This is a genomic window from Polaribacter sp. IC066, assembly GCF_007997085.1.
GTDB lineage: Bacteria > Bacteroidota > Bacteroidia > Flavobacteriales > Flavobacteriaceae > Polaribacter.
In genome coordinates this window covers 1-25607 of record NZ_VORR01000040.1, presented here as the reverse complement: position 1 = coordinate 25607, position 25607 = coordinate 1, and the positions used below count along the sequence as shown (strand labels likewise).

20 protein-coding genes are annotated in these 25607 nt (G+C 31.4%); 7 read left to right on the top strand and 13 right to left on the bottom strand.

Features of this window, described 5'->3' with window-relative positions; all coding sequences use genetic code 11:
- Positions 1 to 66: 66 nt before the first annotated feature.
- Positions 67 to 1242, bottom strand: a complete 1176-nt coding sequence (locus tag ES044_RS13195; RefSeq protein ID WP_147119525.1) for an MFS transporter — start codon at positions 1240 to 1242, stop codon at positions 67 to 69.
- 85 nt (positions 1243 to 1327) lie between these two features.
- Between ES044_RS13195 and ES044_RS13190 the strand changes: the two genes are divergently transcribed.
- The 3 genes from ES044_RS13190 (at position 1328) to ES044_RS13175 (ending at position 6332) form a co-directional block, all read left to right on the top strand.
- Entirely contained in the window at positions 1328 to 2185 is an 858-nt protein-coding gene (locus ES044_RS13190; RefSeq protein ID WP_147119526.1) for a hydroxymethylglutaryl-CoA lyase, read from the top strand.
- Between the two features lie 208 nt (positions 2186 to 2393).
- The gene (locus ES044_RS13180) at positions 2394 to 4709 is read left to right on the top strand and encodes a CHRD domain-containing protein (protein ID WP_223269195.1); all 2316 of its coding nucleotides are present in this window, start codon (positions 2394 to 2396) and stop codon (positions 4707 to 4709) included.
- A gap of 114 nt (positions 4710 to 4823) precedes the next feature.
- Entirely contained in the window at positions 4824 to 6332 is a 1509-nt protein-coding gene (locus tag ES044_RS13175) for a bifunctional metallophosphatase/5'-nucleotidase (protein ID WP_147119527.1), read from the top strand.
- A 140-nt stretch (positions 6333 to 6472) separates the two neighbouring features.
- Here ES044_RS13175 and ES044_RS13170 read toward each other — a convergent pair whose 3' ends face one another.
- Positions 6473 to 8305 (bottom strand): DEAD/DEAH box helicase, encoded by a 1833-nt coding sequence (locus ES044_RS13170; RefSeq protein ID WP_147119528.1) that lies wholly within the window; start codon positions 8303 to 8305, stop codon positions 6473 to 6475.
- 142 nt (positions 8306 to 8447) lie between these two features.
- Entirely contained in the window at positions 8448 to 9839 is a 1392-nt protein-coding gene (locus ES044_RS13165; RefSeq protein ID WP_147119529.1) for a TlpA family protein disulfide reductase, read from the bottom strand.
- 186 nt (positions 9840 to 10025) lie between these two features.
- Here ES044_RS13165 and ES044_RS13160 point away from each other — a divergent pair, with 186 nt between their 5' ends.
- On the top strand, positions 10026 to 11645 hold the full coding sequence (locus ES044_RS13160; protein WP_147119530.1) for an ABC-F family ATP-binding cassette domain-containing protein: 1620 nt from the start codon (positions 10026 to 10028) through the stop codon (positions 11643 to 11645).
- 112 nt (positions 11646 to 11757) lie between these two features.
- On the opposite strand, the gene ES044_RS13155 is transcribed toward ES044_RS13160, so the two are convergent.
- Positions 11758 to 12702, bottom strand: coding sequence for a hydrogen peroxide-inducible genes activator (locus ES044_RS13155; protein WP_147119531.1), 945 nt, complete (start codon positions 12700 to 12702; stop codon positions 11758 to 11760).
- Between the two features lie 102 nt (positions 12703 to 12804).
- Between ES044_RS13155 and ES044_RS13150 the strand changes: the two genes are divergently transcribed.
- The gene (locus tag ES044_RS13150) at positions 12805 to 13278 is read left to right on the top strand and encodes a Dps family protein (RefSeq protein WP_147119532.1); all 474 of its coding nucleotides are present in this window, start codon (positions 12805 to 12807) and stop codon (positions 13276 to 13278) included.
- Positions 13279 to 13625: 347 nt separating this feature from the next.
- Here ES044_RS13150 and ES044_RS18985 read toward each other — a convergent pair whose 3' ends face one another.
- The 3 genes from ES044_RS18985 to ES044_RS13130 all read right to left on the bottom strand — a co-directional run bounded on the left by ES044_RS18985 (position 13626) and on the right by ES044_RS13130 (position 16410).
- Positions 13626 to 14267, bottom strand: coding sequence for an acyloxyacyl hydrolase (locus ES044_RS18985; protein WP_223813560.1), 642 nt, complete (start codon positions 14265 to 14267; stop codon positions 13626 to 13628).
- 26 nt (positions 14268 to 14293) lie between these two features.
- Positions 14294 to 15181: a 3-hydroxybutyryl-CoA dehydrogenase gene (locus ES044_RS13135; protein ID WP_147187256.1), complete on the bottom strand. Its 888-nt coding sequence runs from the start codon at positions 15179 to 15181 to the stop codon at positions 14294 to 14296.
- A gap of 245 nt (positions 15182 to 15426) precedes the next feature.
- Complete coding sequence (locus ES044_RS13130) at positions 15427 to 16410, bottom strand: Gfo/Idh/MocA family protein (RefSeq protein WP_147187254.1); 984 nt, start codon at positions 16408 to 16410, stop codon at positions 15427 to 15429.
- Between the two features lie 213 nt (positions 16411 to 16623).
- Here ES044_RS13130 and ES044_RS13125 point away from each other — a divergent pair, with 213 nt between their 5' ends.
- Complete coding sequence (locus tag ES044_RS13125) at positions 16624 to 17265, top strand: protein-L-isoaspartate(D-aspartate) O-methyltransferase (RefSeq protein ID WP_147187252.1); 642 nt, start codon at positions 16624 to 16626, stop codon at positions 17263 to 17265.
- Between the two features lie 110 nt (positions 17266 to 17375).
- Here the strand turns inward: ES044_RS13125 and ES044_RS13120 are convergent, their stop codons facing one another.
- The 3 genes from ES044_RS13120 to ES044_RS13110 all read right to left on the bottom strand — a co-directional run bounded on the left by ES044_RS13120 (position 17376) and on the right by ES044_RS13110 (position 19171).
- Positions 17376 to 17801 carry a DUF2147 domain-containing protein gene (locus tag ES044_RS13120; RefSeq protein ID WP_147187250.1) on the bottom strand — a complete coding sequence of 142 codons (426 nt, stop codon included), beginning with the start codon at positions 17799 to 17801 and terminating at the stop codon, positions 17376 to 17378.
- 172 nt (positions 17802 to 17973) lie between these two features.
- Positions 17974 to 18486: a KdsC family phosphatase gene (locus tag ES044_RS13115; RefSeq protein WP_147187248.1), complete on the bottom strand. Its 513-nt coding sequence runs from the start codon at positions 18484 to 18486 to the stop codon at positions 17974 to 17976.
- Positions 18476 to 19171, bottom strand: coding sequence for a Rossmann-like and DUF2520 domain-containing protein (locus tag ES044_RS13110; RefSeq protein WP_147119538.1), 696 nt, complete (start codon positions 19169 to 19171; stop codon positions 18476 to 18478). Before ES044_RS13110 ends, ES044_RS13115 begins: the two co-directional genes overlap by 11 nt.
- A 72-nt stretch (positions 19172 to 19243) precedes the next feature.
- Between ES044_RS13110 and ES044_RS13105 the strand changes: the two genes are divergently transcribed.
- The gene (locus ES044_RS13105) at positions 19244 to 20401 is read left to right on the top strand and encodes a trans-sulfuration enzyme family protein (RefSeq protein ID WP_147187246.1); all 1158 of its coding nucleotides are present in this window, start codon (positions 19244 to 19246) and stop codon (positions 20399 to 20401) included.
- A gap of 144 nt (positions 20402 to 20545) precedes the next feature.
- On the opposite strand, the gene ES044_RS13100 is transcribed toward ES044_RS13105, so the two are convergent.
- From ES044_RS13100 to ES044_RS13090, 3 genes are all read right to left on the bottom strand, one after another.
- Entirely contained in the window at positions 20546 to 21217 is a 672-nt protein-coding gene (locus ES044_RS13100; protein WP_147187244.1) for a DUF2490 domain-containing protein, read from the bottom strand.
- 62 nt (positions 21218 to 21279) lie between these two features.
- Positions 21280 to 22908, bottom strand: coding sequence for a phosphoenolpyruvate carboxykinase (ATP) (pckA, locus tag ES044_RS13095; protein WP_147119541.1), 1629 nt, complete (start codon positions 22906 to 22908; stop codon positions 21280 to 21282).
- Positions 22909 to 22931: 23 nt separating this feature from the next.
- Positions 22932 to 24761 carry an SLC13 family permease gene (locus ES044_RS13090; RefSeq protein WP_223813559.1) on the bottom strand — a complete coding sequence of 610 codons (1830 nt, stop codon included), beginning with the start codon at positions 24759 to 24761 and terminating at the stop codon, positions 22932 to 22934.
- Positions 24762 to 25607: the final 846 nt, after the last annotated feature.

Sequence of the window (25607 nt, the reverse complement as noted above, 5' to 3'; positions counted from 1 at the left end):
GTACACTTTGAAAGCTATCGGTTAGTTGTTTTTTAAAATAAAATATTCAATAAATTCAAAGAATCGTTATTTATGTAGTCGTTTTTTTCCCAAAGCAAATAAACCTAAAATTGGTCCAAGTGCTAAAATCATAAATATATAGGTTGAGTTTGATGAGAATTGCAACACACTTATTATTTGAATACTGATAATTGTAATTGAAAATCCGATGCAATTAACGATTGTTAAAGCGGTTCCTTTATCTTTTAATGGGGCATTTTGTGCCACTAATGTCGAGAAAAGTGGTGAATCTGCAATCACAACCATTCCCCAGAAAATTAAAAATAAAATAAAGAATGCCGAATTCTGCAATTGAAACATCCATGGAGAAACTAAACAGCAGATACACGACAGTAATAAAAAACTAAAAGCAGTTTTTTTAACGCCAAATTTTTGAGAAAAATAACCTGCTAAAACACAAGAAAAGCTTCCAACGGCAATAATTAAAAAAGACAGTATTGGAATGTTAAAAATGTTCTCTGGGTGTAATTTTCGATACATCACCAATAAAATAGGGACAAAAGTCCAGAAAGTATAAAGCTCCCACATATGGCCAAAATAGCCAAAAGCAGCTTTTCTAAAGTGTATATTTTTAAAGACTTGAAAACAACTAGATAAATTTAAACCTTTGCTTTGCGTTCTATAAGGGCCGTCTTTTACAAAAATGAACATCAATAAACCTCCAAAAACAGATAGAGATGAAGTTGAGATTAAAACATTTTTCCAAGAATAGTTAAGGAGTATATCCTTTAGCAAATGAGGCAAAGCGGTGCCCAAAACTAAAGCACCAACAAGATATCCTAAAGATTTTCCTAATCCTTTTTGATAATAATCAGTGGCTATTTTCATGCCTACCGGATATATTCCTGCCAAGAAAAAACCTGTTAAAAAACGGAAAAATAGCAGACTAACTAAAATTTGATTCTCAAAAATGAGACTTAAATTAAAAAAAGCTCCTAAAATTGCGCTCATAAAAAATACTTTTGATGGCGAAAAACGATCAGCAATGGTAAATAAGGCAAATAATAGAGTTCCAGAAATAAAACCAAACTGAACAGAAGATGTTAAATGACCTAATGTATCATCTTGTAAATCAAAAGTTTCTATGAGTTGATTCATCACTCCGTTACCTGCAAACCATAAGGAAGTGCAACAGAATTGAGAAATAACAATAACCAGAAGTATATAATTGGAGTTTTTCATTGATGACCACGAAAATAATCAAAAAGAGATGAATAAACGTTTTAAATTATTCTACGAGTACTTTAGATTCTCTATATTTGAATAGATGAAAAAAGTCAAAATCATAGAATGTCCTAGAGACGCAATGCAAGGAATAAAATCTCATTTTATATCCACCGAAAAAAAAGCATTATATATAAACTCGCTATTAAAAGTTGGTTTTGATACAATTGATTTTGGCAGTTTTGTATCGCCCAAGGCTATTCCGCAAATGCGAGATACAGCAGCTGTTTTAGCAAAATTAGATTTATCCAAAACGCAAAGTAAATTATTAGCAATTATCGCAAATGTTAGGGGAGCAAAGGATGCTTCTCAATTTGAAGAAATTGATTATTTAGGATATCCTTTTTCAATTTCAGAAAACTTTCAAATGCGTAATACACATAAAACAATCGATGAATCTATTAAAGCACTAGATGAAATTTTAAATATTGCGGATAAAACAAATAAAGAAGTTGTTGCGTATTTATCGATGGGATTCGGAAATCCTTACGGAGATCCTTGGAATGAAGAAATTGTGGGAAATTGGACGGAGAAACTATCAAGTATGGGGGTTAAAATTTTATCACTTTCAGATACTATTGGTAGCTCAACGCCCGAAGTAATTCATTATTTATTTTCAAATTTAATTCCGAAATATCCAGAAATAGAATTTGGAGCGCATTTGCACACAACACCAGATAAGTGGCACGAAAAAGTGAATGCAGCCTATAAAGGGGGATGTACACGTTTTGACGGCGCCATAAAAGGATATGGTGGCTGCCCAATGGCAAAAGATGAGCTGACAGGTAATATGCCAACTGAAAAGTTATTGAGTTATTTTACTGCAGAAAAAGCAGATACAAACATTAAACCGATGAGTTTTGAGAGTGCTTACAACAAGGCATTAGAAGTTTTTATCTAAAAGTTAATAGACTTTCTTATCGCATAAAACGTTTGCTTACAATACTGCTAAAGTTTTATTCTCAATCTGTAAATCTATTGAGTTTTCCTGTTTTTCCGATGTTTAGAATGTTAAAATTATTAAACCTTTGTTAAAATATATCTACAATCAGATTTATTTAAGGGAAGATTGTTTATTTTTGGTGACTAATTGTTAAACAAAATATTTTATGAAAAACATTAAACTACTCGCATTATTCATTGCCACATCTTTATTTTTTTTTAGTTGTGATAATGATGATAAAGATGAAACATTTATTACCATAACACCTTCTGGTAAATCAATCGTTTACGATTTAGGTTCGAAAGATGTTGCAGGTATTTCTGGTACTGCAACTTTTAGAGAAAATACAGATGAATCTGTAACGGTTATTTTAGATCTTACAGGAACACCAGCTGAAGGAATTCATCCAGCTCATATTCATATAAATACAGCTGCAGAAGGCGGTGCTATAGCAGTTTCTTTAAATCCTGTATATGGTTTTAACGGAAAAAGTTTAACAATTTTTAGTGCATTAGATGATGGTACAACTATCAATTATGATGACTTATTAAACTTTGATGGCTACATTAATGTACATTTAAGTGCAGATGAATTAGGAACTATTGTATCTCAAGGAGATATAGGGCAAAATGATTTAAAGCCAGAATCTAAAACCTATGATTTAGGCGAAAAAGCTGTAGCTGGTATTTCTGGAAACGTAACGTTTTCTGAAAGACTTAACGGAGAAGTTTTAGCAGAAATTATCTTAAGCGGAACTCCTGCAGGAGGTGAGCACCCTGCTCATATTCATGCAAATACTGCTGCAGAAAGCGGAGATATCTTATTAACTTTTACTCCCGTAAATGGTGATTCAGGAATGAGTGCTACCAATTTCTCTGCTTATAATGACGGAGCTGCATTCGCATATTCAGATATTGAAGGTTTGGATGCTTATATTAATGTGCATTTAAGTGCAGATAATTTAGGAACTATAGTTGCTCAAGGTGATATAGGACAAAATGATTTGAATGGTAGTTCTAAAGCATATGATTTAGGTGAAAAAGATGTTGCCGGAATTTCTGGTAACGTAACGTTTTCAGAAAGAATTAATGGTGAAGTATTAGCTGAAATAGTATTGGCTGGAACACCAGTAGGAGGTTCACATCCAGCTCATATTCATGCAAATTCAGCTATTGAAAGCGGTGCAATTTTACTTACGTTCTCTCCAGTAATTGGAGATTCAGGATTTAGTGCTACCAATATTTCTGCTTATAATGATGGTTCTGCATTTACGTTTGCAAACATTGCAGGTTTAGATTCTTATATCAATGTTCATTTAAGTTCAGCTGCATTGGGAACAATAGTGGCTCAAGGAGATATCGGAGAGAATGATTTAACAGGAGCAATTAAATCTTATGATTTAGGAGAAAAAGATGTAGCTGGTATTTCAGGAACGGTAACTTTTTCTGAAAGAGAAAACGGTGAAGCTTTAGCAGAATTAATGCTTTTAGGAACTCCTGCAGGCGGTGTGCATCCAGCTCATATTCATGCGAATACAGCAGCAGAATCAGGAGCAATTCTTTTTTCTTTTACACCAGTAAACGGAGATACAGGATTGAGTGCAACGAATGTGGCTTCTTATGACGATGGGTCTGCTTTTGTCTATGCTGATATTGAAGGTTTAGACGGATATGTAAATGTGCATTTAAATGCAAATGCTTTAGGGACTATTGTTGCTCAAGGCGATATAGGTCAGAATGCCTTGACCGGTACAACAATCTCTTATGATTTAGGTGAAAAGGATGTAGATGGTATTTCAGGAAATGTAACGTTTTCTCAAAGAGTTAACGGAGAAGCTTTAGCGGAAATAATGTTAGAAGGAACACCATCAGGCGGTGAACACCCTGCTCATATTCATGCAAATACAGCTGTAGAAGGCGGAGCAATTTTATTTTCTTTTACCCCAGTAAATGGAGATACAGGTATGAGTGCAACGAATGTAGCTTCTTTTGATGATGAATCTGCTTTTGTATATGCTGATATTGAAGGTTTAGACGGATATGTAAATGTGCATTTAAGTTCAAGTGATTTAGGAACAATTGTAGCGCAAGGAGATATAGGACAGAATGATTTAACAGGTGATTCTAAAGAATATATTTTAGCAGAGAAAGACGTACTAACAATTTCAGGAACGGCTACTTTCTATAAAAGATTAAATGGTACTGCATTAGCTGTTTTAGCAATTCAAAATACACCACCTTCAGGAATTCATCCTGCTCATATTCATGAAGATGATGCGGAAACAGGAGGCGCAATTGCTTTTACTTTTAACGCTGTAAACGGCAATACAGGTATGAGTAGTACTCAAGTAGAGGCGTTAGATAACGGAGATGCAATTACGTATGATCAAATATTAACGTATGACGGTTATATTAATGTTCATTTAAGCGAAACACAATTAGGTACTATTGTTGCCCAAGGCAATATGGGTTCTAATGAATAATTAAAATTAATATTTTAAAAGTAAAACCCATCAAATTTTGATGGGTTTTCTTATTTTATGTGAATACCTTTGATGGCTTAAAGAAACATCAATCAAAAAAAATAAAATTATTGTATGCAACTATATAAAAGATTATTTTTCGTCATTATTTTAGGTTTGCTTTTTTCATGTAAAAAGGATGATCAAAAAATAGAATTTACATTTCTTCAACTAAATGATGTTTATGAAATTGCACCGATTCAAGGAGGCGAGTTTGGAGGAATGGCCAGAGTAGAAACAGTACATCAACAATTATTAAAGGAAAATAAGAATACCATGCTTTTTATGGCTGGTGATTTTTTAAATCCTTCTTTATTAGGAACTTTAAAAATTGATGGAGAAAGAATTCGTGGTGAACAAATGGTTGATGTGATGAACGCTATGAATTTCGATTTGGTAGCCTTTGGAAATCATGAGTTTGATATTTCTCAACAAGATTTACAAAAACGTTTAAATGAAAGTAACTTTCCTTGGATTTCTGCGAACGTAAAACTGAAAACAAAGGAAGGTGTAATACCTTTTTACAAAGAAATAAACGGGAAAAAAGAGAAGGTATTAGAAACTTTTATCAAAGAATTTTCTGATGAAGATGGTACAAAAATTAAAGTGGGTTTTATAAGTGTTTGTATTCCTTCTAATCCTAAAAATTATGTTGAATACGGCAATATATTTATAGAAGCAAAAGCATCTTACGCCGCTTTAAAAGATTCTGTAGATGTTGTTTTTGGTTTAACACATGTTAAAATTACCAACGATAAAAGAATTGCAAAATTAATTCCAGATTTGCCATTAATTATGGGTGGTCACGAGCACACAAATTCTTATCAAACAGTAGGTAATGTTAAAATTGCCAAGGCAGATGCAAATGCCAAAACTGCTTATATTCATAGAATTTCGTTTGATAAAAAAACAAAAAAAACACTTGTAAAGTCAGAATTAAAAGAAATAAATGCAACTGTTAAAAGCGATGTTAAGGTTGGTGAAATTGTAAGTAAATGGCAACAAATTTTATTAACACAAATTAAAGAGGTAATTCCAAATCCTGATGAAGTAATTTTTACTGCAAAGGTTCCTTTAGATGGCAGAGATATGCAAGTTAGGAGCATACAAACTAATTTAGGGAAAATTATTACTAGATCGATGTCTTTTGCTTTTGACGATGAAGTAGATTGTGCTATAGTAAACGGGGGTTCAATAAGAATTGATGATGCGTTAGAAGGGAATATTACACCTGTTGATATTTTTAGAGTTTTACCTTATGGAGGCGCCATTTTAAAAGTAAAGATTAAAGGTAGATTATTAAGACGCGTGTTAGATTATGGAGAGTTAGCTGCAGGAACAGGCGCATATTTGCAGCGTTTTAATGCTGAAAAAATAGAAAAAATTTGGTTGATTAAAAACGAAAAATTAGATGCAAATAAAATATATACTGTGGCATTTTCTGATTATTTACTTAAAGGATTTGACATTCCCTTTTTATCTGTAGAAAATAAAGAAGTGTTGATGTTGTATACCCCAACAAAAAATGAATTAGCTTTTGATATTCGAAAAACAGTGGTCTCTTTCTTAAAGAATAAAAAGTAGTTGATGTAGCGTTGAGGATAAATAATAAACTATATGCTATAGGCAGAGCTCAATAAGTATTGAAAACAAAAAAACTCAAGATCTAAATAAATCTTGAGTTTTTTTATTTTATGCAATCTATAAAAGAAGGCTATATAATTTTAAGAATCTCTACGTTTTCTACCGAAACCGCCAGAAGGTCTTTTTTCTCCACTAGAACCTCTTTCAGATCTTTCTGGTCTGTCGGATGAGCGTTTATCTGATCTTCCTCTACCAGAATCGCTACTTCTTGATGAAGAACCTTCAGAGCCTCTACGTCTTCCAAATCCACCGCCATCTTTTTTGCCGAATGGTTTTTTAGCGCCTCTTCTTCCGCCACCTGAACGTTCTTTTTTAGTAACTTCTATATTTACCGAACGACCGTCAAAATCTGGTTGATTTGAAGAAAAAGCCTCTAAAGTTTTGTCTTCAAAATCTTTATCAATCTCAAAGAAAGAAAAAGTATCTAAAATATCGATAGCACCAATTTCTATTTTATCACCTATATTTTGGTCGTTAATTAATCCTATTAATTTAGCAGGATTTAAATTGTCTTTTCTACCAATATTGATAAAAAAACGTGTCATATTTTCATTAACAGTTCTTGCTCTAGAATTATCTTTAGAAGATAAATCGTTTAAATCTTTAGAATTTTCATAGTATGCTAACATTGTATTAAACTCTAAAGAAACAAATTTTTGAATCAGTTCTTCTCTGTCTAAATCTTTTAGCTTTTCATAAATACTTGGTAAAAATTCACTGATTTCAGATTCATTCACTTCTGTTTTTTGAACTTTATCAATTAAGTTCATCAACTGATTTTGAACAATTTCTTTACCAGTAGGTACTTTAGTTTCTACAAATTTCTTTTGAATGATTTTTTCAATTTGGCGTAATTTGCCTTTCTCTTTTCCATTCACTAAAACAATAGAAATACCTGTATTACCAGCTCTACCCGTTCTACCACTTCTATGTGTGTAGTTTTCTATTTGGTCTGGTAGCTTATGGTTCAATACATGTGTTAATTCAGTAACATCTAATCCACGAGCAGCAACATCTGTAGCTACTAATATTTGAATCGATTTTTTTCTGAATTTACCCATTACAGAGTCTCTTTGTGCTTGCGATAAATCTCCATGCAAAGAATCTGCGCTATAACCATCTTTAATTAAATTGTCTGCAACTTCTTGAGTTTCTCTTCGAGTTCTACAAAAAATAATTGCGTAAATATCAGGGTTTAAATCTGCAATTCTCTTTAAAGCGGGGTAACGTGTTCTTTCTGTTACAGAATAATATTCGTGACTAACACTATCTGCACCTTGATTTTTTTGACCAGAAGTAATTTCTACTGGTTTGGTCATGTAGTTTCTTGCAATTGCTTCTACTTCTCTAGGAAAAGTTGCAGAAAATAACAAAGTTTGTTTCGTTTCTGGAGTTGCTTCTAAAACCTTATCAAGTTCTTCTTTAAAACCCATGTTTAACATCTCATCAGCTTCGTCTAAAACGAGCCATTGAACGTTTCCTAATTTTAAAGCTCTTCTTTTAATTAAATCTACAGTTCTACCTGGAGTTCCAACTACAATTTGAGATCCTCTTTTTAACGATCTAATTTGGTCTTCCATACTAGAACCACCGTAAACAGTAGTAACTCTAACGTCTGGTAAATATTTACAAAAGTCTTTAATATTATTTCCTATTTGTACAGCTAGCTCTCTTGTAGGAGATAAAATAATAGCTTGTACATTGCTGCTATTCGTATCTAAAAGCTGTAAAATTGGCAAACTAAAAGCAGCAGTTTTACCTGTACCTGTTTGTGCAAACGCTTTTAAATCGTCGGTAGATGAAATAATTTGTGGAATTGCTTTTTCTTGAATTACGGTAGGTTTTTCATAACCTAGATCCGTCAATGCTTTGTTGATAGGTTCTTTTAAACCTAATTCTAAAAATGTAGACATTACTGTGTTTTTTTGGATTCACAGAACGCCCATCTGCAAACCCGTTTATAATTCGGACTGGCTTTACATGAGTTTATACTCATTTCTAAAACCGTGCAAAGGTACATTATATTTTGGAAAGAACTAATTTTAGTTTGTTTAATTAATTCTCGTTCAATTCTTTTAGAAAAGGGTTTAAATTATAAGATGAAATAGAGGCGAAACCATTTAATACAACGCCTTTTTTATCAATTAGAATAGAACGAGGCATTTTGCTAGTTAAAAAATGATGTGCTTCACTTTTTTCATGAAGATAAAATTGGTTTTTGATATCTAACTTTTGAATTCTTTCATTTTTATCTCCATCTATCTTTATTTCTATGAATTTAATATTAGGATATGTATTTGTTAAATAATTAAACCTAGAAGTCATATAGCTTTCTGAAATAAAATCTGGACTCCAGAAAAATAACAAAGCACTCTTATCTTTAATGATCTCTAAAATTGAATATTGAGTATCTGTATAATCTGAAACTTTAAAATCTGCTAAACTTTCACTGATTACAACCGACTTTGCATCACAAACTAAATTTTGAATAAGCTTTTTGTCTTTATCATTTGTTGATAAATCGAAAAAGGTATCAAAAGCTTCAAAATTAATAGTGCAGCTAGATTTATTGTAAAAATGACTAACAACTGTTTGTTTTAAAAAAGCATTTTTAGAGCTTACCGAAGCTATTTTCTCATCAATTGTATGCAGTAAATCTATCGTAAATTTAGAAGAGTACTCGCTTTTCATGGGTGCATGCCCCAAGGCATAGGTTTCATTATATAAGTAATTTCTAATATATTGTGAGTAGGGAGGATAATACATCAATGAACCTTTATTGATTTCAATGGCTCTTCTATACTCGTAGAAAGAATCATTTATATCAGGAAAACTACCATTATCCGAGTATTTAGCATAAATCATCGGATATTTTTCTACCCTAGCAAAAGTAGGATACGTCAAAGTGATTTTTAAGATTTCATTAAAACTTTTTGTTTCTTCTGGATGACTTGCAACATAATCATCATACATATTTAATTTAATTGCTAACAATGAGTCAACCTTTTCTTTAAATACAATAGGTTCTTTTTTGTTAAATTGATAAAAGAATTTTCGATCTTTTTCGTTCTCTAAATAACAATCAACTAAAATATTATTTCTTTCTGCACCTTTACCAGCAAAAACCAAAGATTCGTCAAAATCCCAAGTATTTAGGCGCAGCATTAAACTATCATTCGGTTCTAAATATATATGCTGATTTTCATCACCATGGGCAAAATAATACAATCCTTCCTGTGCATTGCTAATTTTACCGATAAATTTGTTATTATCATCTAATAGAAAAGTGTCAATTACTTTTTCCATAGCGTATAAGACAACATGATTTGACTTCGGATTTATAATTTTACCTCCAAAATAAGTCAAAGTTTCTTTTTTATCTGAATTACAACTAATTAAGATGCCTAAAAAAAGAATTTGTAAAAAAAGAATTAGTTTTTTTGCCATGTAACTTACGCAATAGAGCTGATTACAAATTTAGTTATTCATGGCTGTTACAGTTGTTAATACCCTGTTAAAAATGAAATACTGCGTCCTTCTAGAGTTTCATTGGTTATTTTATAAAATGGATGGAACATCTCACTAAAAATGAAAAATCAATTTACTACTTTTGCACAAATTTAAAACACTATTATGTTATCAGTTTCTAACTTATCAGTACAATTCGGAAAACGTATTTTATTCGATGAAGTAAATACCAAGTTTCAGCAAGGAAATTGTTACGGAATTATTGGAGCAAACGGAGCCGGGAAATCTACTTTTTTGAAAATTATTTCCGGAAAGATGGATCCTACTTCTGGGCAAGTTCATTTAGACAAGGGCAAGAGAATGTCTGTACTTTCTCAAGATCATAATGAATTTAATGATTATCCTGTGCTAGAAACCATTGTAATGGGTAATAAAGAGTTGTTTTCTATTAAAAAACAAATTGATGCTTTATACGCAGATTATACAGATGAGAATGCAGAAAGAATAGGAGAGCTTCAAATAGCTTTTGAAGAAATGGATGGTTGGAATGCAGATTCTAACGCTGCAGCGATGCTTTCTAATTTAGGAATTAAAGAAGATTTGCATTACACATTAATGAAAGATTTAGACGGTAAACAAAAGGTACGTGTATTAATTGCACAAGCACTTTTTGGAAATCCCGATGTTTTAGTAATGGATGAGCCAACCAATGATTTAGATTTTGAAACGATTAATTGGTTAGAAAACTTCCTGGCAAATTTTGAGAATACGGTAATTGTTGTATCTCATGATAGACACTTTTTAGATTCAGTTTGTACCCATATTTCAGATATTGATTATAGTAAAATAAACCATTATTCTGGTAATTATACTTTTTGGTATGAATCTAGTCAATTAGCATCTAAACAAAGAGCGCAGCAAAATAAAAAAGCAGAAGATAAAAAGAAAGAATTAGAAGACTTTATTCGCCGTTTTTCTGCAAACGTTGCTAAATCTAAACAAGCAACGTCTCGTAAAAAAATGATTGAAAAGTTAAATGTCGAAGATATTAAACCATCAAGTAGACGTTATCCTGCCATTATTTTTGATCGTGATAGAGAAGCTGGCGATCAAATTTTAAATGTAGAAGGATTGAGTAAAGCTTTTGAAGGAGAAAAATTGTTTGATGATGTTCATTTAAACCTAAAGAAAGGAGATAAAATTGCGGTAATTTCTAAAAACTCTAGAGCAGTAACTGCTTTTTACGAAATTGTAACAGGAAATGAAAAAGCAGATTCAGGTAAATTTTCTTGGGGAGTTACCACAACCCAATCGTACTTACCTTTAGATAATTCATCTTTTTTTGAAGACGGAAACTTGAATTTAGTTGATTGGTTAAGACAGTATGCGCAAACTGAAGAAGAGCGAGAAGAAGTTTTTATTCGAGGATTTTTAGGAAAAATGATTTTTTCTGGTGAAGAAGCTCTAAAGAAAAGCAACGTATTATCTGGAGGCGAAAAAGTTCGTTGTATGCTTTCTAGAATGATGATGAAAAAAGCGAATATTTTATTGTTAGATGAGCCAACAAATCACCTAGATTTAGAATCGATACAAGCTTTAAACAATTCTTTAATTAATTTTAAAGGAACGGTTTTACTTTCTACACATGACCACGAATTTGCAAATACAGTTGCCAATAGAATTATAGAATTAACCCCAAAAGGGGTGATTGATAGACAGACTACTTTTGATGAATACGTCTCTGATCCGAAGATTAAAGAATTAAGAAACTCGATGTATTCTTAATCGAATGAGACCTTAATTTTACACGTAACTTACAAAGGGTTACAGCATAAAAAAATCCTTCAAATCTTAAACTTGAAGGGTTTTTTATGAGTATCATTTTAGGTCAAATAGATTAATTCTGTTTTTTAATCGGACTAATAATTTTTACGTCAGAAAAAGAAATAGCACCTCTAATAACACCATCAATAGTTTTCTTTAAAGCTTCAATTAATTGCATTTTTAACTGCGATTTATGATAAATTAAGCTCACTTCTCTTGCAGGTGGCGGACTGGTGAACTCGCGCAAATGCTTTTTATCAACATCATTTAAATCTAAAGTATGCAAATAGGGCAGAAGCGTCATTCCTAAACCTTCTTTAGAAAGTTTAATGAGTGTATCAAAACTTCCGCTTTCTAATTGAAAGCCTTTTTTGTTATCAATTTTATGAGTTCTACATAAATTAAGGACACTTTCTTTAAAGCAATGACCATCTTCTAACAACAAAATATCTTCCATTTCTAATTCGTCCGCAGAAATTAGTTTGTTTTTAAATAGTCGATGATTTTCAGGAATTAAGCCAACAAAAGGTTCATAATACAAAGGTCTTTCTTTAATCGCTTCATTTTCTAATGGAGTCGCAACAATGGCGGCATCGATATGACCATCTGTTAGTTTTCTAATGATTTCTTCTGTAGTTAATTCTTCAATAATTAATTTTACTTTCGAGTATTTTTTTGTAAAATTACTCAAGAACATTGGTAACAATGTAGGCATAATTGTAGGGATAATTCCCAGTTTAAATTCGCCGCCAATAAAGCCTTTTTGTTGGTGTACAATGTCTAATATTCTGTTGCTTTCATTTACAATTACCTTTGCCTGCTCTACTATTTTTTTACCTATTTCAGTAAGCTCAATAGGTTTTTTAGAACGATTAAATAATTTTATATCTAATTCATCTTCTAATTTTTGTATTTGCATGCTTAATGTTGGCTGTGTCACAAAACTATGTTCTGCGGCAACCGTAAAGTTTTGGTATTCTGCAACCGATAAAACGTATTTTAATTGGGTAATAGTCATTTGTATAAGAAATTTTTATAAAGATATTAAAACTATCAATATTAATTATAGTTTATCTTCATTATTTTATTTTAAATTTGTGGTATAATTTAAAGCAAAGATATGACTAAAAATATATTAGGATTAGAAAAAAAAGACTCAAAAGAATCTGTTGAAAGTTTAAATGGCTTATTAGCAAATTTTCAAATTTACTATCAAAGTTTAAGAGGTTTACATTGGAATATTAAAGGTAAAAACTTTTTCGAATTACATGTAAAGTTTGAGGAGCTGTATACAGACTCTCAAGTAAAAATAGATGAAATAGCAGAGCGTATTTTAACCCTACAAGGAAAACCTTTGCACACTTTTAAAGATTATATAGAACATGCAAACGTGCCTGTAGGTAAAAATATTTCTAATGATGAAGAAGCAGTAGAGCTAGTCGTAACCTCATTGTCTAAATTATTAGAGATAGAAAGAGTAATTTTAGATCTTTCTGACGAATCTGATGATGAAGGAACAAACGCAATGATGAGTGATTTTATCTCTGAACAAGAAAAAACAATCTGGATGTTAAATTCTTGGTTGGGTAAATAAATAGATTTTTTATCAGAGACTTTTGATAATTTATATTTTAAATAGGCTGAAAAAACAAAGTATTTTGTTTTTTCAGCCTATTTTTTTCAAGTATTCTTGTAAATTTATAAGTGAAACTCAATTTTGAAGAATAGTGCAGCTATGAATTCCAAATTGTAAGTTGAAGCTGCCTGCACTGAAAGCCGGCTAATCCCGCTTCGTTTGCTGAACTTGTTTTTAGTATTTAGTAGTATATTGGGTTTCATGCCCGATGCTTTTCGTCAAAATATTAAAAAGGTTATTCTTTTTTGATACTTCGACGGTTCTGCCTAGATATTCATTAAACATCAAGTTGTTTTTTTGTCAATTTAAAATAATAAATAAGAGTACCCAATTTCTAGTCCTAAAATATTATAACCATCATTGGGCTTCTGAAAATTAAGATTTGAAACATGCCCAAAATTACTACCAATATAAAGAAATGAGTGCTCGTAAATTTGATGAGAAAGTCCGATTGAGAAATTCTCAATAAATGTAAATCCTTTTGCTAGGCGCTCTGATCGAGTATCAATATAAGAAAAGCCCAAACTTATGGTTCCCTGTAAATTTAGTTCTTGGGTTAATTTAATTTTTGATGCAAAACCAAACTCTAAACCATACAGATTCATTTTTTTAGATGCTGTAAATGCTATTCTTTTCCTTAAATAGTCTGCTTGATCTGGTGTTATATATTGTTCATTAATCAATTGATGCTTTAAAAACTGAACCTGTGGTTGTACAATCAAATCAAAATCAACATTTTTCCAATTTCCTAAATTGTAAAAGGCTTGTAATTTATAAGTATTTGACGTGTACGTATAATCAGGATCATCAAAAATAAAATTTTCATTTGAGCCATAATTGTACAAAAAACCTATTTTAAAAGGTTTTAAAACTGATTTACTTTTATCTTGGGCATACACAAGCATAGAAATAAAAAAGAAAAGTATACATAAAAATTGCTTGTTCATACACATCAATAAACCGAAAATAATTTTTAGGCAAACATTTTAGCTACATTCTCTGCTTTTCTATTTTCTGAATAATCATAAAAACCTTCACCAGATTTTATACCTAATTTACCAGCCATAACCATGTTTATTAATAATGGACAAGGAGCATATTTAGGGTTTTTAAAGCCGTCATACATTACATTTAAAATAGACAAACAAACATCTAAACCAATAAAATCTGCAAGTTGTAAAGGTCCCATTGGGTGCGCCATACCTAGCTTCATTACGGTGTCAATTTCTGCAACACCAGCAACGCCATTATACAACGTTTCAATAGATTCGTTAATCATGGGCATCAAAATTCTATTGGCAACAAAACCAGGGTAATCGTTTACTTCTACAGGAATCTTACCTATTTTTTTAGAAAGTTCTATCGTAAGATTCATTACTTCATCAGTGGTATTATAACCTCTAATAATCTCTACCAATTTCATAATTGGCACAGGATTCATAAAATGCATACCAATTACTTTATCGGGTCTGTTTGTTACCGCCGCAATTTGTGTTATAGAAATTGAAGATGTATTTGTAGCTAAAATGGTTTTTTCATCACAAACACCATCTAATTCTTTAAAAATTTTCGATTTTAAAACTGCATTTTCAGTAGCAGCTTCAATAACTAAATCTACATCTTTAACACCTTTGCTAATTTCTGTAAATGTGGTAATGTTGTCTAAAGTGTTGATTTTATCAGCTTCAGATATTTTTTCTTTAACCACCATTCTATCCAAATTCTTGGTAATAGTTGCCAATCCTTTTTCTAAAGCAACTTCAGAAATATCAATTAAATGAACGTTATAATTAAATTGAGCAAATGTATGTGCAATTCCATTTCCCATGGTTCCAGCACCAATGACAGCTATATTTTTCATGAATGTATTTTTTAGTTTTATAAATAAAAGATAAATATTTGAATACTTAATCTTTTAAAAATTAATTATTATTTGGGCGTTTTAACAGGCTTTACGTTTCAATCTTTTTTTTACCGTTATTGCTAAAAAGCTATTTTACTTTCTGCTGTATTTTTATGATTTAATAGCTTTAAAAAAAAAAGGATTCCCACTTCAATACCTAACTTGCCTGCTGCAGGCAGGCGCAATTACTTGTCAGCAAACACTTAAACTTTAAGATCTTTTTCTGTTTTAAAACAAGCAATAACTCGCTGTGCAAGTCTTAAAGCATCTGCACCATTTTCTAAAGTAACAACAGGTGTTGAATTATTATTGATAGCGTCAGCAAAAGTTTCTAATTCATCTAAAATTGCATTATTATTAGTCACTTCTGGGTTCTCAAAATAGATTTGTTTTTTTACGCCTTCATCATTCTGTAAAATCATAGCAAATTCATCTGGTGTTTCTGGTACATCTTTCATGCGCACAACTTCAGATTCTTTACTTAAAAAATTCACAGAAATATAAGCATCTTTCTGAAAAAAACGTGTTTTACGCATGTTCTTCATAGAAATTCTACTTGCCGTTAAATTGGCAACACATCCATTTTCGAATTCAATTCTAGCATTTGCAATATCTGGTGTTTTAGAAATCACAGAAATGCCACTAGCATGTACATTTTTTACTTTAGATTTTACTACAGAAAGTATGATATCAATATCATGAATCATTAAATCTAAAACCACAGGAACATCAGTTCCTCTTGGGTTAAATTCTGCCAATCGATGTGTTTCAATAAACATAGGATTGTTTATTTTATCTTTTACAGCAGTAAAGGCAGGGTTAAAACGTTCTACATGCCCAACCTGACCTTTTACATGATACTGGCTTGCCAAAGTTTTAATAGCCTCTGCTTCTAAAACTGTGTTTGTAATTGGCTTTTCAATAAAAATATGTCGGCCTTTTTCGATGGCATTTTTAGCACAATCAAAATGAGATAATGTCGGTGTCACAATGTCTACAACATCAACAGCATCTATTAATGCATCAACAGAACCAAAAGATGTGTACCCAAAATTCTTGACGACCTCTTTTGCATTGTCAGCTGAAGGATCGTAAAATCCTATTAAATCATATTTTTCTGATTGCGCTAGCAAACGAAGATGAATTTTACCTAAATGACCTGCTCCTAGAACCCCAACTTTTAACATAAATGTATATTTTTTTGTCTTTTGAATAAAATAGATAAGCTATTTAAGTAAAAAGACTACTTGTCATTTTACTTAAATAAGTTTAATTTTAATCTTTATAAGGACGTTAATTTTGAATTTTTCGATTTTAAAATCGAACGAAAACAAAGATACAATTTTATAAGAATTTAATTCAATTTATTACTATTTTTAGCTTCTGAAACCAACCAACAATTGAAAGACACAGCAAAACATCAAGGACTTCGTAATCAATTAGCTACTGTTTTAAAAGCAAAGGGAATAACCGACGAAAATGTATTGAATGCCGTTCGCAAAATTCCGCGTCATTTGTTTATCGACTCTAGTTTCGAATCTCACGCCTATCAAGACAAAGCTTTTCCTATTGCGGCGGACCAAACAATCTCTCAACCTTATACGGTTGCTTTTCAATCTCAAACTTTAGAAATTAAAAAAGGCGATAAAGTGTTAGAAATTGGTACAGGTTCTGGATATCAAACAGCTGCTTTACTAGAATTAAAAGCAGAAGTGTACTCCATAGAAAGACAACGGGAGTTGTTTAAAAAGGCTTCTTTGTTTCTACCAAAGTTGGGTTACAAACCAAAGAGATTTATTTTTGGTGATGGTTATAAAGGTTTACCAGAGCAGGCACCTTTTGATAAAATTATAGTAACCGCAGGCGCACCTTTTGTGCCAAAACCTTTATTAGGGCAGTTAAAAGTAGGAGGGATGTTATTAATTCCGGTTGGCGATTCCTCTCAAATTATGACTCTATTTATCCGAAAATCTGCTAAAGAATTTGAAAAGCATGAATTAGGCGATTTTGCTTTTGTCCCCATGTTAGAAGAAAGAAATTAAGCGTGTAGCATTTTTCTAATCTCCTTAAAGTTTAGATTTTTACTAATACTTCGTATAAATGATGCACGCTTAATTGAATATTTTTAGTTTTAAACACTAAACACTAAACACTATTCAGCTCTCTCCCAATACGCAGTTTTTCCAAATAAGGCAACACCAATATAACCTCTCAATTTTAATTTGTTTGGTTGTATCAGCTGTATATAACATTTATACACTTTTCCGTTTCTAGGGTCTAAAATCTCACCTCCAGACCATTCTTTATCATCTTTTTCTAAACCAGTAAGGATATTTAAACCCAAAAGTGGTTTGTTCTTGTTTTCTCCTTCACACAATTCACAAACTGCATTTTTTCTGTCAGGATTCATAATTTCTGTAATTCTGGCAAAAGCTTTTCCGTCTTTTTCATACACTTCTACAACTGAATCTACTTTGCCAGTATCTTCATTGCGAGAGTTCCATTTACCAAAAATTGTTTGTGCGTTAATAGAAGCTGAAAATGCTAAAAGAACGAAAGTGAGAACTATTTTATTCATAATTATTATAAGTTTTAGTACTAAATAGATTTTTGAGTTGTCTTTAAAAAAATATTCAAAATTGTTATTATTAATTTTTTCAAAAAATCACATTACATGAAATTCTAGTATAGAATTGAAATTTAAACAGATAAACACAAGTACAAATTAAACAAGACTTTATACTTCAGTATTAAAAGTCGAAATTCCAGTTTCCTTGCACTCTTAAAACTTGCTCAATAACATCTCTAACACAGCCATCACCACCTTTTTTATTAGAAATATAAGTAGCAATTTGCTGAATTTCTGGAACGGCATCATTTGGGCAACATGGCAAACCAACAACTTTCATTACAGGATAATCAGGAATATCATCGCCCATATAAAGTACGTTTTCAGGTTTTAATTCGTATTTAGTAACCAATTCGTTGTACTTTTCAATTTTGTTGTGTGCTCCTAAATAAATATCCGGAATCCCTAAAGCGGCTAATCTATTTTTTACAGATTCATTGGTGCCGGCAGATATAATACAAATTCTATATCCTTTATTTATGGCAGTTTTCATAGCATACCCATCTTTTACATTCATGTGTCTTACCAATTCGCCACTTGGCATAATTGTTAACATTCCGTTTGTTAAAACACCATCAACATCAAAAATAAAGGTATTAATTTTGGGTAAAAGTTGTTTGTAGCTAATTTCCATTTTGTATCGATTTCGTTAAGATTTTGTAAATTTTTTGCTGATCAGTATCTAGCAAATTTAAATGATTTTTTATTGTTTTTTGATCCTTTCTGATGGCAGGTCCTGTTTGTGCTTTTTCTGGCGATAATTGATTAACTTTTAAAGCTGTTTCTTGTATTAACGGTTTTAAAATATCAAACGGAACCTTATTTTTTTCGCAAATATCATTCCCTATTTTATAGAGATGATTTGTAAAGTTATTTACAAAAACTGCAGCAACGTGCAGTGTTTTTCGTTGTTCAGAGCTTACTGAATAGATTTTTTTTCCTATTGATTTAGCTATCGTTTCTAACAAAGCATAATCCTTTGCATTTTCGGCTTCTAAACAAAACGGAACTTTAGAAAAAGCTACTTTTTTATCTTTAGAAAATGTTTGTAACATGTAAAAAACACCTTTTCTAGTGTTATTTTGCAAATTATGCATGCCAACACTTCCCGAAGTATGCACTACAAAACTATTTTTTACTTTCGATGAAACTGTTGCAATGGCATCATCAGAAACTGCAATAATAGTAATGTCTGCATCAGGAACTTTATCTAATACTCTAGCACCTATTTGAGTAACCGAAATAGCATCAACATTTAAAAAAGCATTGTATAAATGAGTAGCAACATTTCCGCTGCCAATGAGTACTATTGATATCATAAAACGAAGATATTAATTTTTTAGAGAAAGATAGAATAGGATTTCTTAATTTAGCAATTAAATATTTTTTGAATGAAAGACCAAAAAAAACTAGGAATAAATACTACATGCGTTCACACTGGTGAAGTAAAAGATGAACAATTTAAAGGAGCAGTTTCTCCAATTTTTATGTCTACTTCGTATGCTTTTGATAATGTTGATGTAAAAAGATATCCGCGTTATTATAATACGCCAAATCAAGAAATGTTATGCAAAAAAATTGCTGCATTAGAAAACACTGAAGACGCTTTGATTTTTAGTTCTGGCATGGCTGCCATTTCTACCGCAATGTTTGCTTTTTTGAAAGCAGGAGATCATGTTATTATTCAACAAGTAATTTATGGCGGAACCTATAATTTAATTGTTACAGAATTTGATAAATACGGAATTGAATATTCTTTTACAGAGAGTGACAATGTTGCCGATTTTAAACCCTTAATCAAAGAAAATACAAAAATTTTGTATATCGAAACACCTTCTAATCCGTTATTGGGAATTACAGATATGCAAGCAATTGCAGATTTGGCAAAAGAAAATAAGATCATTACGATGATAGATAATACGTTTGCTTCGCCAATTAATCAGGTTCCTTTTGATTTTGGAATAGACATTATCATTCATTCTGCCACTAAATATATGGGAGGTCATTCTGATATTTCTGCAGGAGCTATTGCAGCATCTAAAGAACATATTGCGTTGATTTGGAAAACTGCTATTAATTTAGGAGGTAATTTAAGCGATCAAACAGTTTGGTTGTTAGAAAGAAGCCTAAAAACCTTAAATCTGCGTGTAAAAGAGCAAACAAAAAATGCTCAAATTATGGCAGAATATTTAGAGAACAATGCTAATATTAATACCGTTTATTATCCAGGATTAAAAAGTCATCCTCAATATGAATTGGCTAAAAAACAAATGAAAGGTTTTGGTGCGATGTTGTCTTTTGAATTAAAAGAAGGTATTGATGCTTTAAAGTTTCAAAACTATTTACAATTGATAAAACCTTCTATGAGTTTAGCTGGTTTAGAAAGCACAACGGTAAGCCCTGCGCAAACTACACATGCATTGTTAAGCCAAGAAGAACGTTTAGAAAGAGGTATAAAAGATGGGTTAATTCGTTTTTCCATAGGTATTGAAGAGGCAGCTGACTTAATTGCTGATATTGAACAAGCCATAAAAAAAGTAAAGAGTTAAACTAAGACTCAAATTATGTAAAAAAACCTCGAGGCAAAACCTCGAGGTTTTTAATGAAATTAGTATTCATAGGAATGCGCCAATGGTAAATTTTTTTTTTTGATGTATGTTTTTGAAAGCATTTCATCGTTTACGTAAAAAAACTTATTTTTTTCTAAAATCTGTTTTCAAATACAAGGCAACTTGAATTCTGTCTAAATGCAAATCATTAATATAATGTCCTAAATAACCTGCTTCTAGCGATATTTTTTTAGTTGCTTTAAAACCAAAAGCGGTAATAAATCTGTTTTCAGAATATAATTTTCCTTTAAAATTGAAAAATGATTCATTACTAGCCATGATATAAAACTTTTTACTTAATGGTAATTTCGCTTTTATTCGATACCGAGCTCTGTTAATATTCGTTTTTACGCCTAAAGAATTTAAAAACCGATGTTCTATTCTAAATCGGTGCGAAAAAGGAATTTTAAAATACTTTGTAGCGTAGGATAATTGTTCGTAAAATCTGTTTTCTCTAGTGTTAGGAGCCACATCAGGATCAAAAGTTCTATCAATATCTAGGTATAAATAACTAGTTGCAGCAGTAAGCTTATTTGTTATTTTATAGTTTACTCCTAATAAATATAAGGTTAAATTATAGTTTTGAAATGTTTGATAGTTGCGCTCTTCAAAACCAGTTTTTAAACTCCATTTTTCAGATAGTATATGATTGCCATAATATAGATACCAGCTACCTATGTTTTGTTCTGATTTTGTTTGTGCTTGAAAAGTAATAAAATTGAAAATTAATAAGGTGTAAATAAGTCTGTTTTTCATCGCAAAAAAAATAAAAAAAAGGCTAGATTTTTAATTCTCATAAAAATCTAGCTTAAAAGAAACTATAGGTGTTCTAAATGGTGATGTTCATCAATTAAAGGTCCACCTTCTATTATTTGATCAGAAGCTTCTGCTGCAAATTTTTCAAAATTTAAATGGAAATAATGAGCCAACTGAATTGCTTTACTAATATAGGCGCCTTTTTGCAACCATGTATTCATTGGGTCTAGCATTTCTATAGGTACATTAGGACAATATTTAGGCATATATAAACCAAAAATTGGGTGTTGCTCAAATTCAACTCCTTCTAAATTACCGTTTAAAATTTCTGTAATCATGGCTCTTGTGTATTTTAATTTAATTCTAGAGCCAACACCATAAGGGCCGCCAGACCAACCCGTGTTTAGTAGCCAAACATTTACGCCTGCATCGGTCATTTTCTTACTTAACATTTCTGCATATTTTGTTGGATGTAACGGCATAAAGGGTTCACCAAAACAAGCAGAAAAAGAAGGTACAGGCTCTGTGATACCTGCTTCTGTTCCGGCAACTTTTGCCGTATAACCAGAAATAAAATGATACGCCGCTTGTCCGGGAGTTAATTTAGAAACCGGAGGCAAAACACCAAAGGCATCACAGGTTAAAAAGAAGATATTTTTAGGATTGCCTGCAAATGAGGGTTCTTGAATTGTATCTATATGGTAAATCGGGTAACTTACGCGCGTATTTTGTGTAAGAGAACTATCCATATAATCTACATCGTTATTTTCATCAAAAACAACATTTTCTAGTAAAGCACCTGGTTTAATTGCTCTAAAAATATCGGGTTCTTTTTCTTCAGATAAGTCAATTACTTTTGCATAACAACCTCCTTCAAAATTGAAAATGTTGTTTTCTTCAGTCCAACCATGTTCATCATCGCCAATTAATTTTCTTTTAGGATCTGCAGATAAAGTAGTTTTTCCTGTTCCAGACAATCCGAAGAAAATAGCCGTATCGCCGTCTTCGCCAACATTTGCAGAACAATGCATTGGCAACACATTTCGTTCTATGGGTAAAATTAGGTTTAGAGCAGAAAAAATTCCCTTTTTGATTTCCCCTGTATACGCAGAACCACCAATGAGTGCTATCTTTTTAGTAAAGTTGATAATAGAAAAGTTTCCTTGACGAATTCCGTATGCTTTAGGATCTTTGCACACATAACCAGGTGCGCAAAGTACCAGCCAATCTTCATTAAAAGCAACATGTTCTTCTGCAGTTGGTCTTAAAAACATATTATAAACAAAAGAATTAGACCAAGGGTATTCTGTAATTGTTCTAATATCTGTTCTATAGGTTGGGTCTGCACAAACATAACCGTCTCTTACATACAATTCTCTATCAGATAAATAGTGTACTACATTATGTTGCAGTTTATCGAAGTTTTCTGATGAAATAGGTTTATTTGTTTTTCCCCACCAAACTTTATCTGTGGTATATTCATCTTTTACAATAAAACGATCTTGAGGAGATCTACCGGTAAATTTACCTGTATTAATGGCTAAAGTTCCGTTTTTAGTTTCTTTACCCATTCCTTTTTCTACGGTTATTTTCTGTAATTCTTCAGGAGGTAAATTCCAATTTACCTTTACATTTTGGATACCGTAAACTCCTAAATCTGATTTGTTTGGAATAATTGCTTTTGTTTTCATAAACGTTTCTTTTAAAATTGATATTAAAATGGCCAAATAATTGGCACGAGAATTAAAGTTGTGATTAGAAAGAGGATTAACAGCGGCAGTCCTACTTTAAAATAATCTAAAAATTTATAGCCACCAGAGCTCATCACCATAGCATTTGTCGTGGTTCCTATAGGTGTTAAAAATGCTGTAGATGCACTAATTGCAATTGTAATTAATAATGGTTCAGGTGAAATTTGTAATGTGTTTGCAGCCAGTAAAACGATGGGCGCCATTAAAACAGCAGTTGCGGAATTGTTGATAAATTGACTAAAAGTGGTGGTTAGTAGGAAAATTCCACCTAGTAAAAATGTAGGATTATCTTTTCCTAAAATACTAATTAATGAATTAGAAATCATTTCTGCGGCTCCAGTTTTCTGAATGGCAACGCCCATTGGTATCATAGCAGCAATCATCACTACACTTGTAAAACTGATACTTTTATACGCTTTAGAAAACGGTACACAACCTGAAAATAATACAATTCCTGCAGAAATAAGTGCAGCTATTGAACCAGGAACAGCCTTTAAAACTAATAGCACAATCATTAATATTAAAGCGCCTAAAGCGATGTAAGATTTTGTAGTTAGCTCATCTACATCTTTTAACATTTCTTCGGGTCTACCTACTACAACCACATGTTTATGTTGTTCACTTAATTTTTCTATATTTTCCCAAGAGCCTCTAATAATAAAACTATCACCAGCGTTTACCCTTAAAACATCTTCTAAAAATGGCTTTCTATGGCTAGACGTCGCTAATAATTGAATGCCGTACCTTTTAAAATATTCGTGTAATTTTATTTCTCTGCCAACTAAAAAAGATTGCTGCGTTACAATTACTTCAGACATACCAACTTCTTGGTTTATTAAATTATGTCGCAGTTCTTTTTCAGCAGATTCTTTTGCTAATAATCCCAATCTAAAAGTAATCATTAACTTGTTTATATCTTCTGTATGTCCTTTTACAGTAATAATATCATGATAGAGGAGTTTTGTGTTTTCTTCTGGTAACTCTATAAAGGGTTGCACTCCTTTTAATCTGTTTGGATGTCTTCTTTTTAAACGGATGATATTTATTTTGTATTTATTTTCTAAATCCCACTCAGAGATTTTGGTATTTAATAACGGAGATATAGATCTAATTCTTAATCTATAATAATCATTATCTATGCTATATGCTTGAATCCATTCGTGCAAAGTAGCATCTATATTTATAGGTTTATTATTGGTTTTATTTTCTGGTAGAAATCGATATCCAACATATCTAAAATATAGAATTGCAATAAGTAAGAGCGGTAAACCAATCAAACCAAATTCGAAGAAAGAAAACCCTTCAAAGCCAGCTTCTATTAGCGCATTGTTTGCTATAATATTTGGAGGTGTTCCTGTTAGCGTTAATAAACCCCCTGTATTTGAGCCAAAAGCTACAGGAATTAATATTTTAGAAGGCATGGTGCCAATACTCCAAGCAGAAGCAATAGTTGCAGGTAATAAAGTTGCAACTGTACCCGTATTGCTCACAAAACCAGAAAGTATACCAGATCCTAAAGTGATAATTACTAGTAATTTAGGAACGCTTTTACCAGCTAATTCTATAAGTTTTTTACCTGCCAAAGCGGTCCAACCTGTTTGAGATAATCCTTCGCCGATAATAAATAAAGCAGCAATCATAATTACCGTAGGATTGCTAAAACCGCTTAATGTTTCTGTTAAATTAAGGACGCCAGCCAGAAATAAACTTAACATAGAAACTAAAGCAATAACGTCTGGTGAATACTTTCCCCAAACAAATAATGCAATGGTAATTACTAATATTGAAAGCATTAAAGACATCATAAGTTTTAAATCCAGTTCAATTATTTTTACAATGTAAATTTATAGGGAAACTAAATTTTATTTTATGACAAAGGTCATATTTGTAAAAAACCATCTACTTGTTATGATTAGTTAAACATTCTTGTCTGATAAAAGAGGTAAGATTGATTCGCTTTTAGAACCAAGAGTTGATATTAACTATTTGACAAATAGCTATAAACTTAATAAATTTGACTACTTTATCTTGAAGAAATTATTTTCAAAAAAGCAAGGTGTCTTTTAAAAAATTTTCAGAATCCTTTATTTTAGCAAGGTTTATCAAACAAAAAAAAATAAACGGACACTCATGTTAGTGAAACTTAATTATAAAAATAGCGTAACTATGAATTTAAAAATTATTAGTTAAATTAATCCCGCTTCACCTACTAAATTGGTTTCACTATTTAGTGGAATCTTGGGTTTAATTCTCCGGAGTTCTGCGTTATACTATTAAATGTACCATCTTTTTATACTTAAATGGTTTTGGCTTTTGCTTATTCATTTAAAAACAACAATCTTCTGCATTCTAAAAAGAAATCTAGAACAAAATAGAATTGGTACTTTACTACAAAATCTTCTTAAAAACGTTATTTTTGCTTTTTTTACGTCGATACATTTTTTTTTTTAGGAAAGGTTGTTCTTTAAAAGTCGACAACGTAGAAGATATTTTGACCAAGATTAAACTTTTTTTGAGGTAAGTAGATAATTTCATATCTTGTAAGTCAATAAAATAGGGTGATTATGGATTTATTTACAGGACAAAACCTTTTAGAGTTTACTGAACGGTTTAAAACAGATAAAAATTGCAAAGAATAT

Excerpts from the sequence above, each read along its gene's own strand:
- ES044_RS13150 (WP_147119532.1), top strand. The coding sequence starts at position 12,805 with ATGACTAAAAATATATTAGGATTAGAAAAAAAAGACTCAAAAGAATCT.
- ES044_RS13115 (WP_147187248.1), bottom strand. The coding sequence starts at position 18,486 with ATGGAAATTAGCTACAAACAACTTTTACCCAAAATTAATACCTTTATT.
- ES044_RS13105 (WP_147187246.1), top strand. The coding sequence starts at position 19,244 with ATGAAAGACCAAAAAAAACTAGGAATAAATACTACATGCGTTCACACT.
- ES044_RS13090 (WP_223813559.1), bottom strand. The coding sequence starts at position 24,761 with ATGCTTTCAATATTAGTAATTACCATTGCATTATTTGTTTGGGGAAAG.
- ES044_RS13165 (WP_147119529.1), bottom strand. The coding sequence starts at position 9,839 with ATGGCAAAAAAACTAATTCTTTTTTTACAAATTCTTTTTTTAGGCATC.
- ES044_RS13175 (WP_147119527.1), top strand. The coding sequence starts at position 4,824 with ATGCAACTATATAAAAGATTATTTTTCGTCATTATTTTAGGTTTGCTT.
- ES044_RS13180 (WP_223269195.1), top strand. The coding sequence starts at position 2,394 with ATGAAAAACATTAAACTACTCGCATTATTCATTGCCACATCTTTATTT.
- ES044_RS13135 (WP_147187256.1), bottom strand. The coding sequence starts at position 15,181 with ATGAAAAATATAGCTGTCATTGGTGCTGGAACCATGGGAAATGGAATT.
- ES044_RS13130 (WP_147187254.1), bottom strand. The coding sequence starts at position 16,410 with ATGTTAAAAGTTGGGGTTCTAGGAGCAGGTCATTTAGGTAAAATTCAT.
- ES044_RS13170 (WP_147119528.1), bottom strand. The coding sequence starts at position 8,305 with ATGTCTACATTTTTAGAATTAGGTTTAAAAGAACCTATCAACAAAGCA.
- ES044_RS18985 (WP_223813560.1), bottom strand. The coding sequence starts at position 14,267 with ATGAACAAGCAATTTTTATGTATACTTTTCTTTTTTATTTCTATGCTT.
- ES044_RS13110 (WP_147119538.1), bottom strand. The coding sequence starts at position 19,171 with ATGATATCAATAGTACTCATTGGCAGCGGAAATGTTGCTACTCATTTA.
- pckA (WP_147119541.1), bottom strand. The coding sequence starts at position 22,908 with ATGAAAACAAAAGCAATTATTCCAAACAAATCAGATTTAGGAGTTTAC.
- ES044_RS13120 (WP_147187250.1), bottom strand. The coding sequence starts at position 17,801 with ATGAATAAAATAGTTCTCACTTTCGTTCTTTTAGCATTTTCAGCTTCT.
- ES044_RS13160 (WP_147119530.1), top strand. The coding sequence starts at position 10,026 with ATGTTATCAGTTTCTAACTTATCAGTACAATTCGGAAAACGTATTTTA.
- ES044_RS13155 (WP_147119531.1), bottom strand. The coding sequence starts at position 12,702 with ATGACTATTACCCAATTAAAATACGTTTTATCGGTTGCAGAATACCAA.
- ES044_RS13195 (WP_147119525.1), bottom strand. The coding sequence starts at position 1,242 with ATGAAAAACTCCAATTATATACTTCTGGTTATTGTTATTTCTCAATTC.
- ES044_RS13100 (WP_147187244.1), bottom strand. The coding sequence starts at position 21,217 with ATGAAAAACAGACTTATTTACACCTTATTAATTTTCAATTTTATTACT.
- ES044_RS13190 (WP_147119526.1), top strand. The coding sequence starts at position 1,328 with ATGAAAAAAGTCAAAATCATAGAATGTCCTAGAGACGCAATGCAAGGA.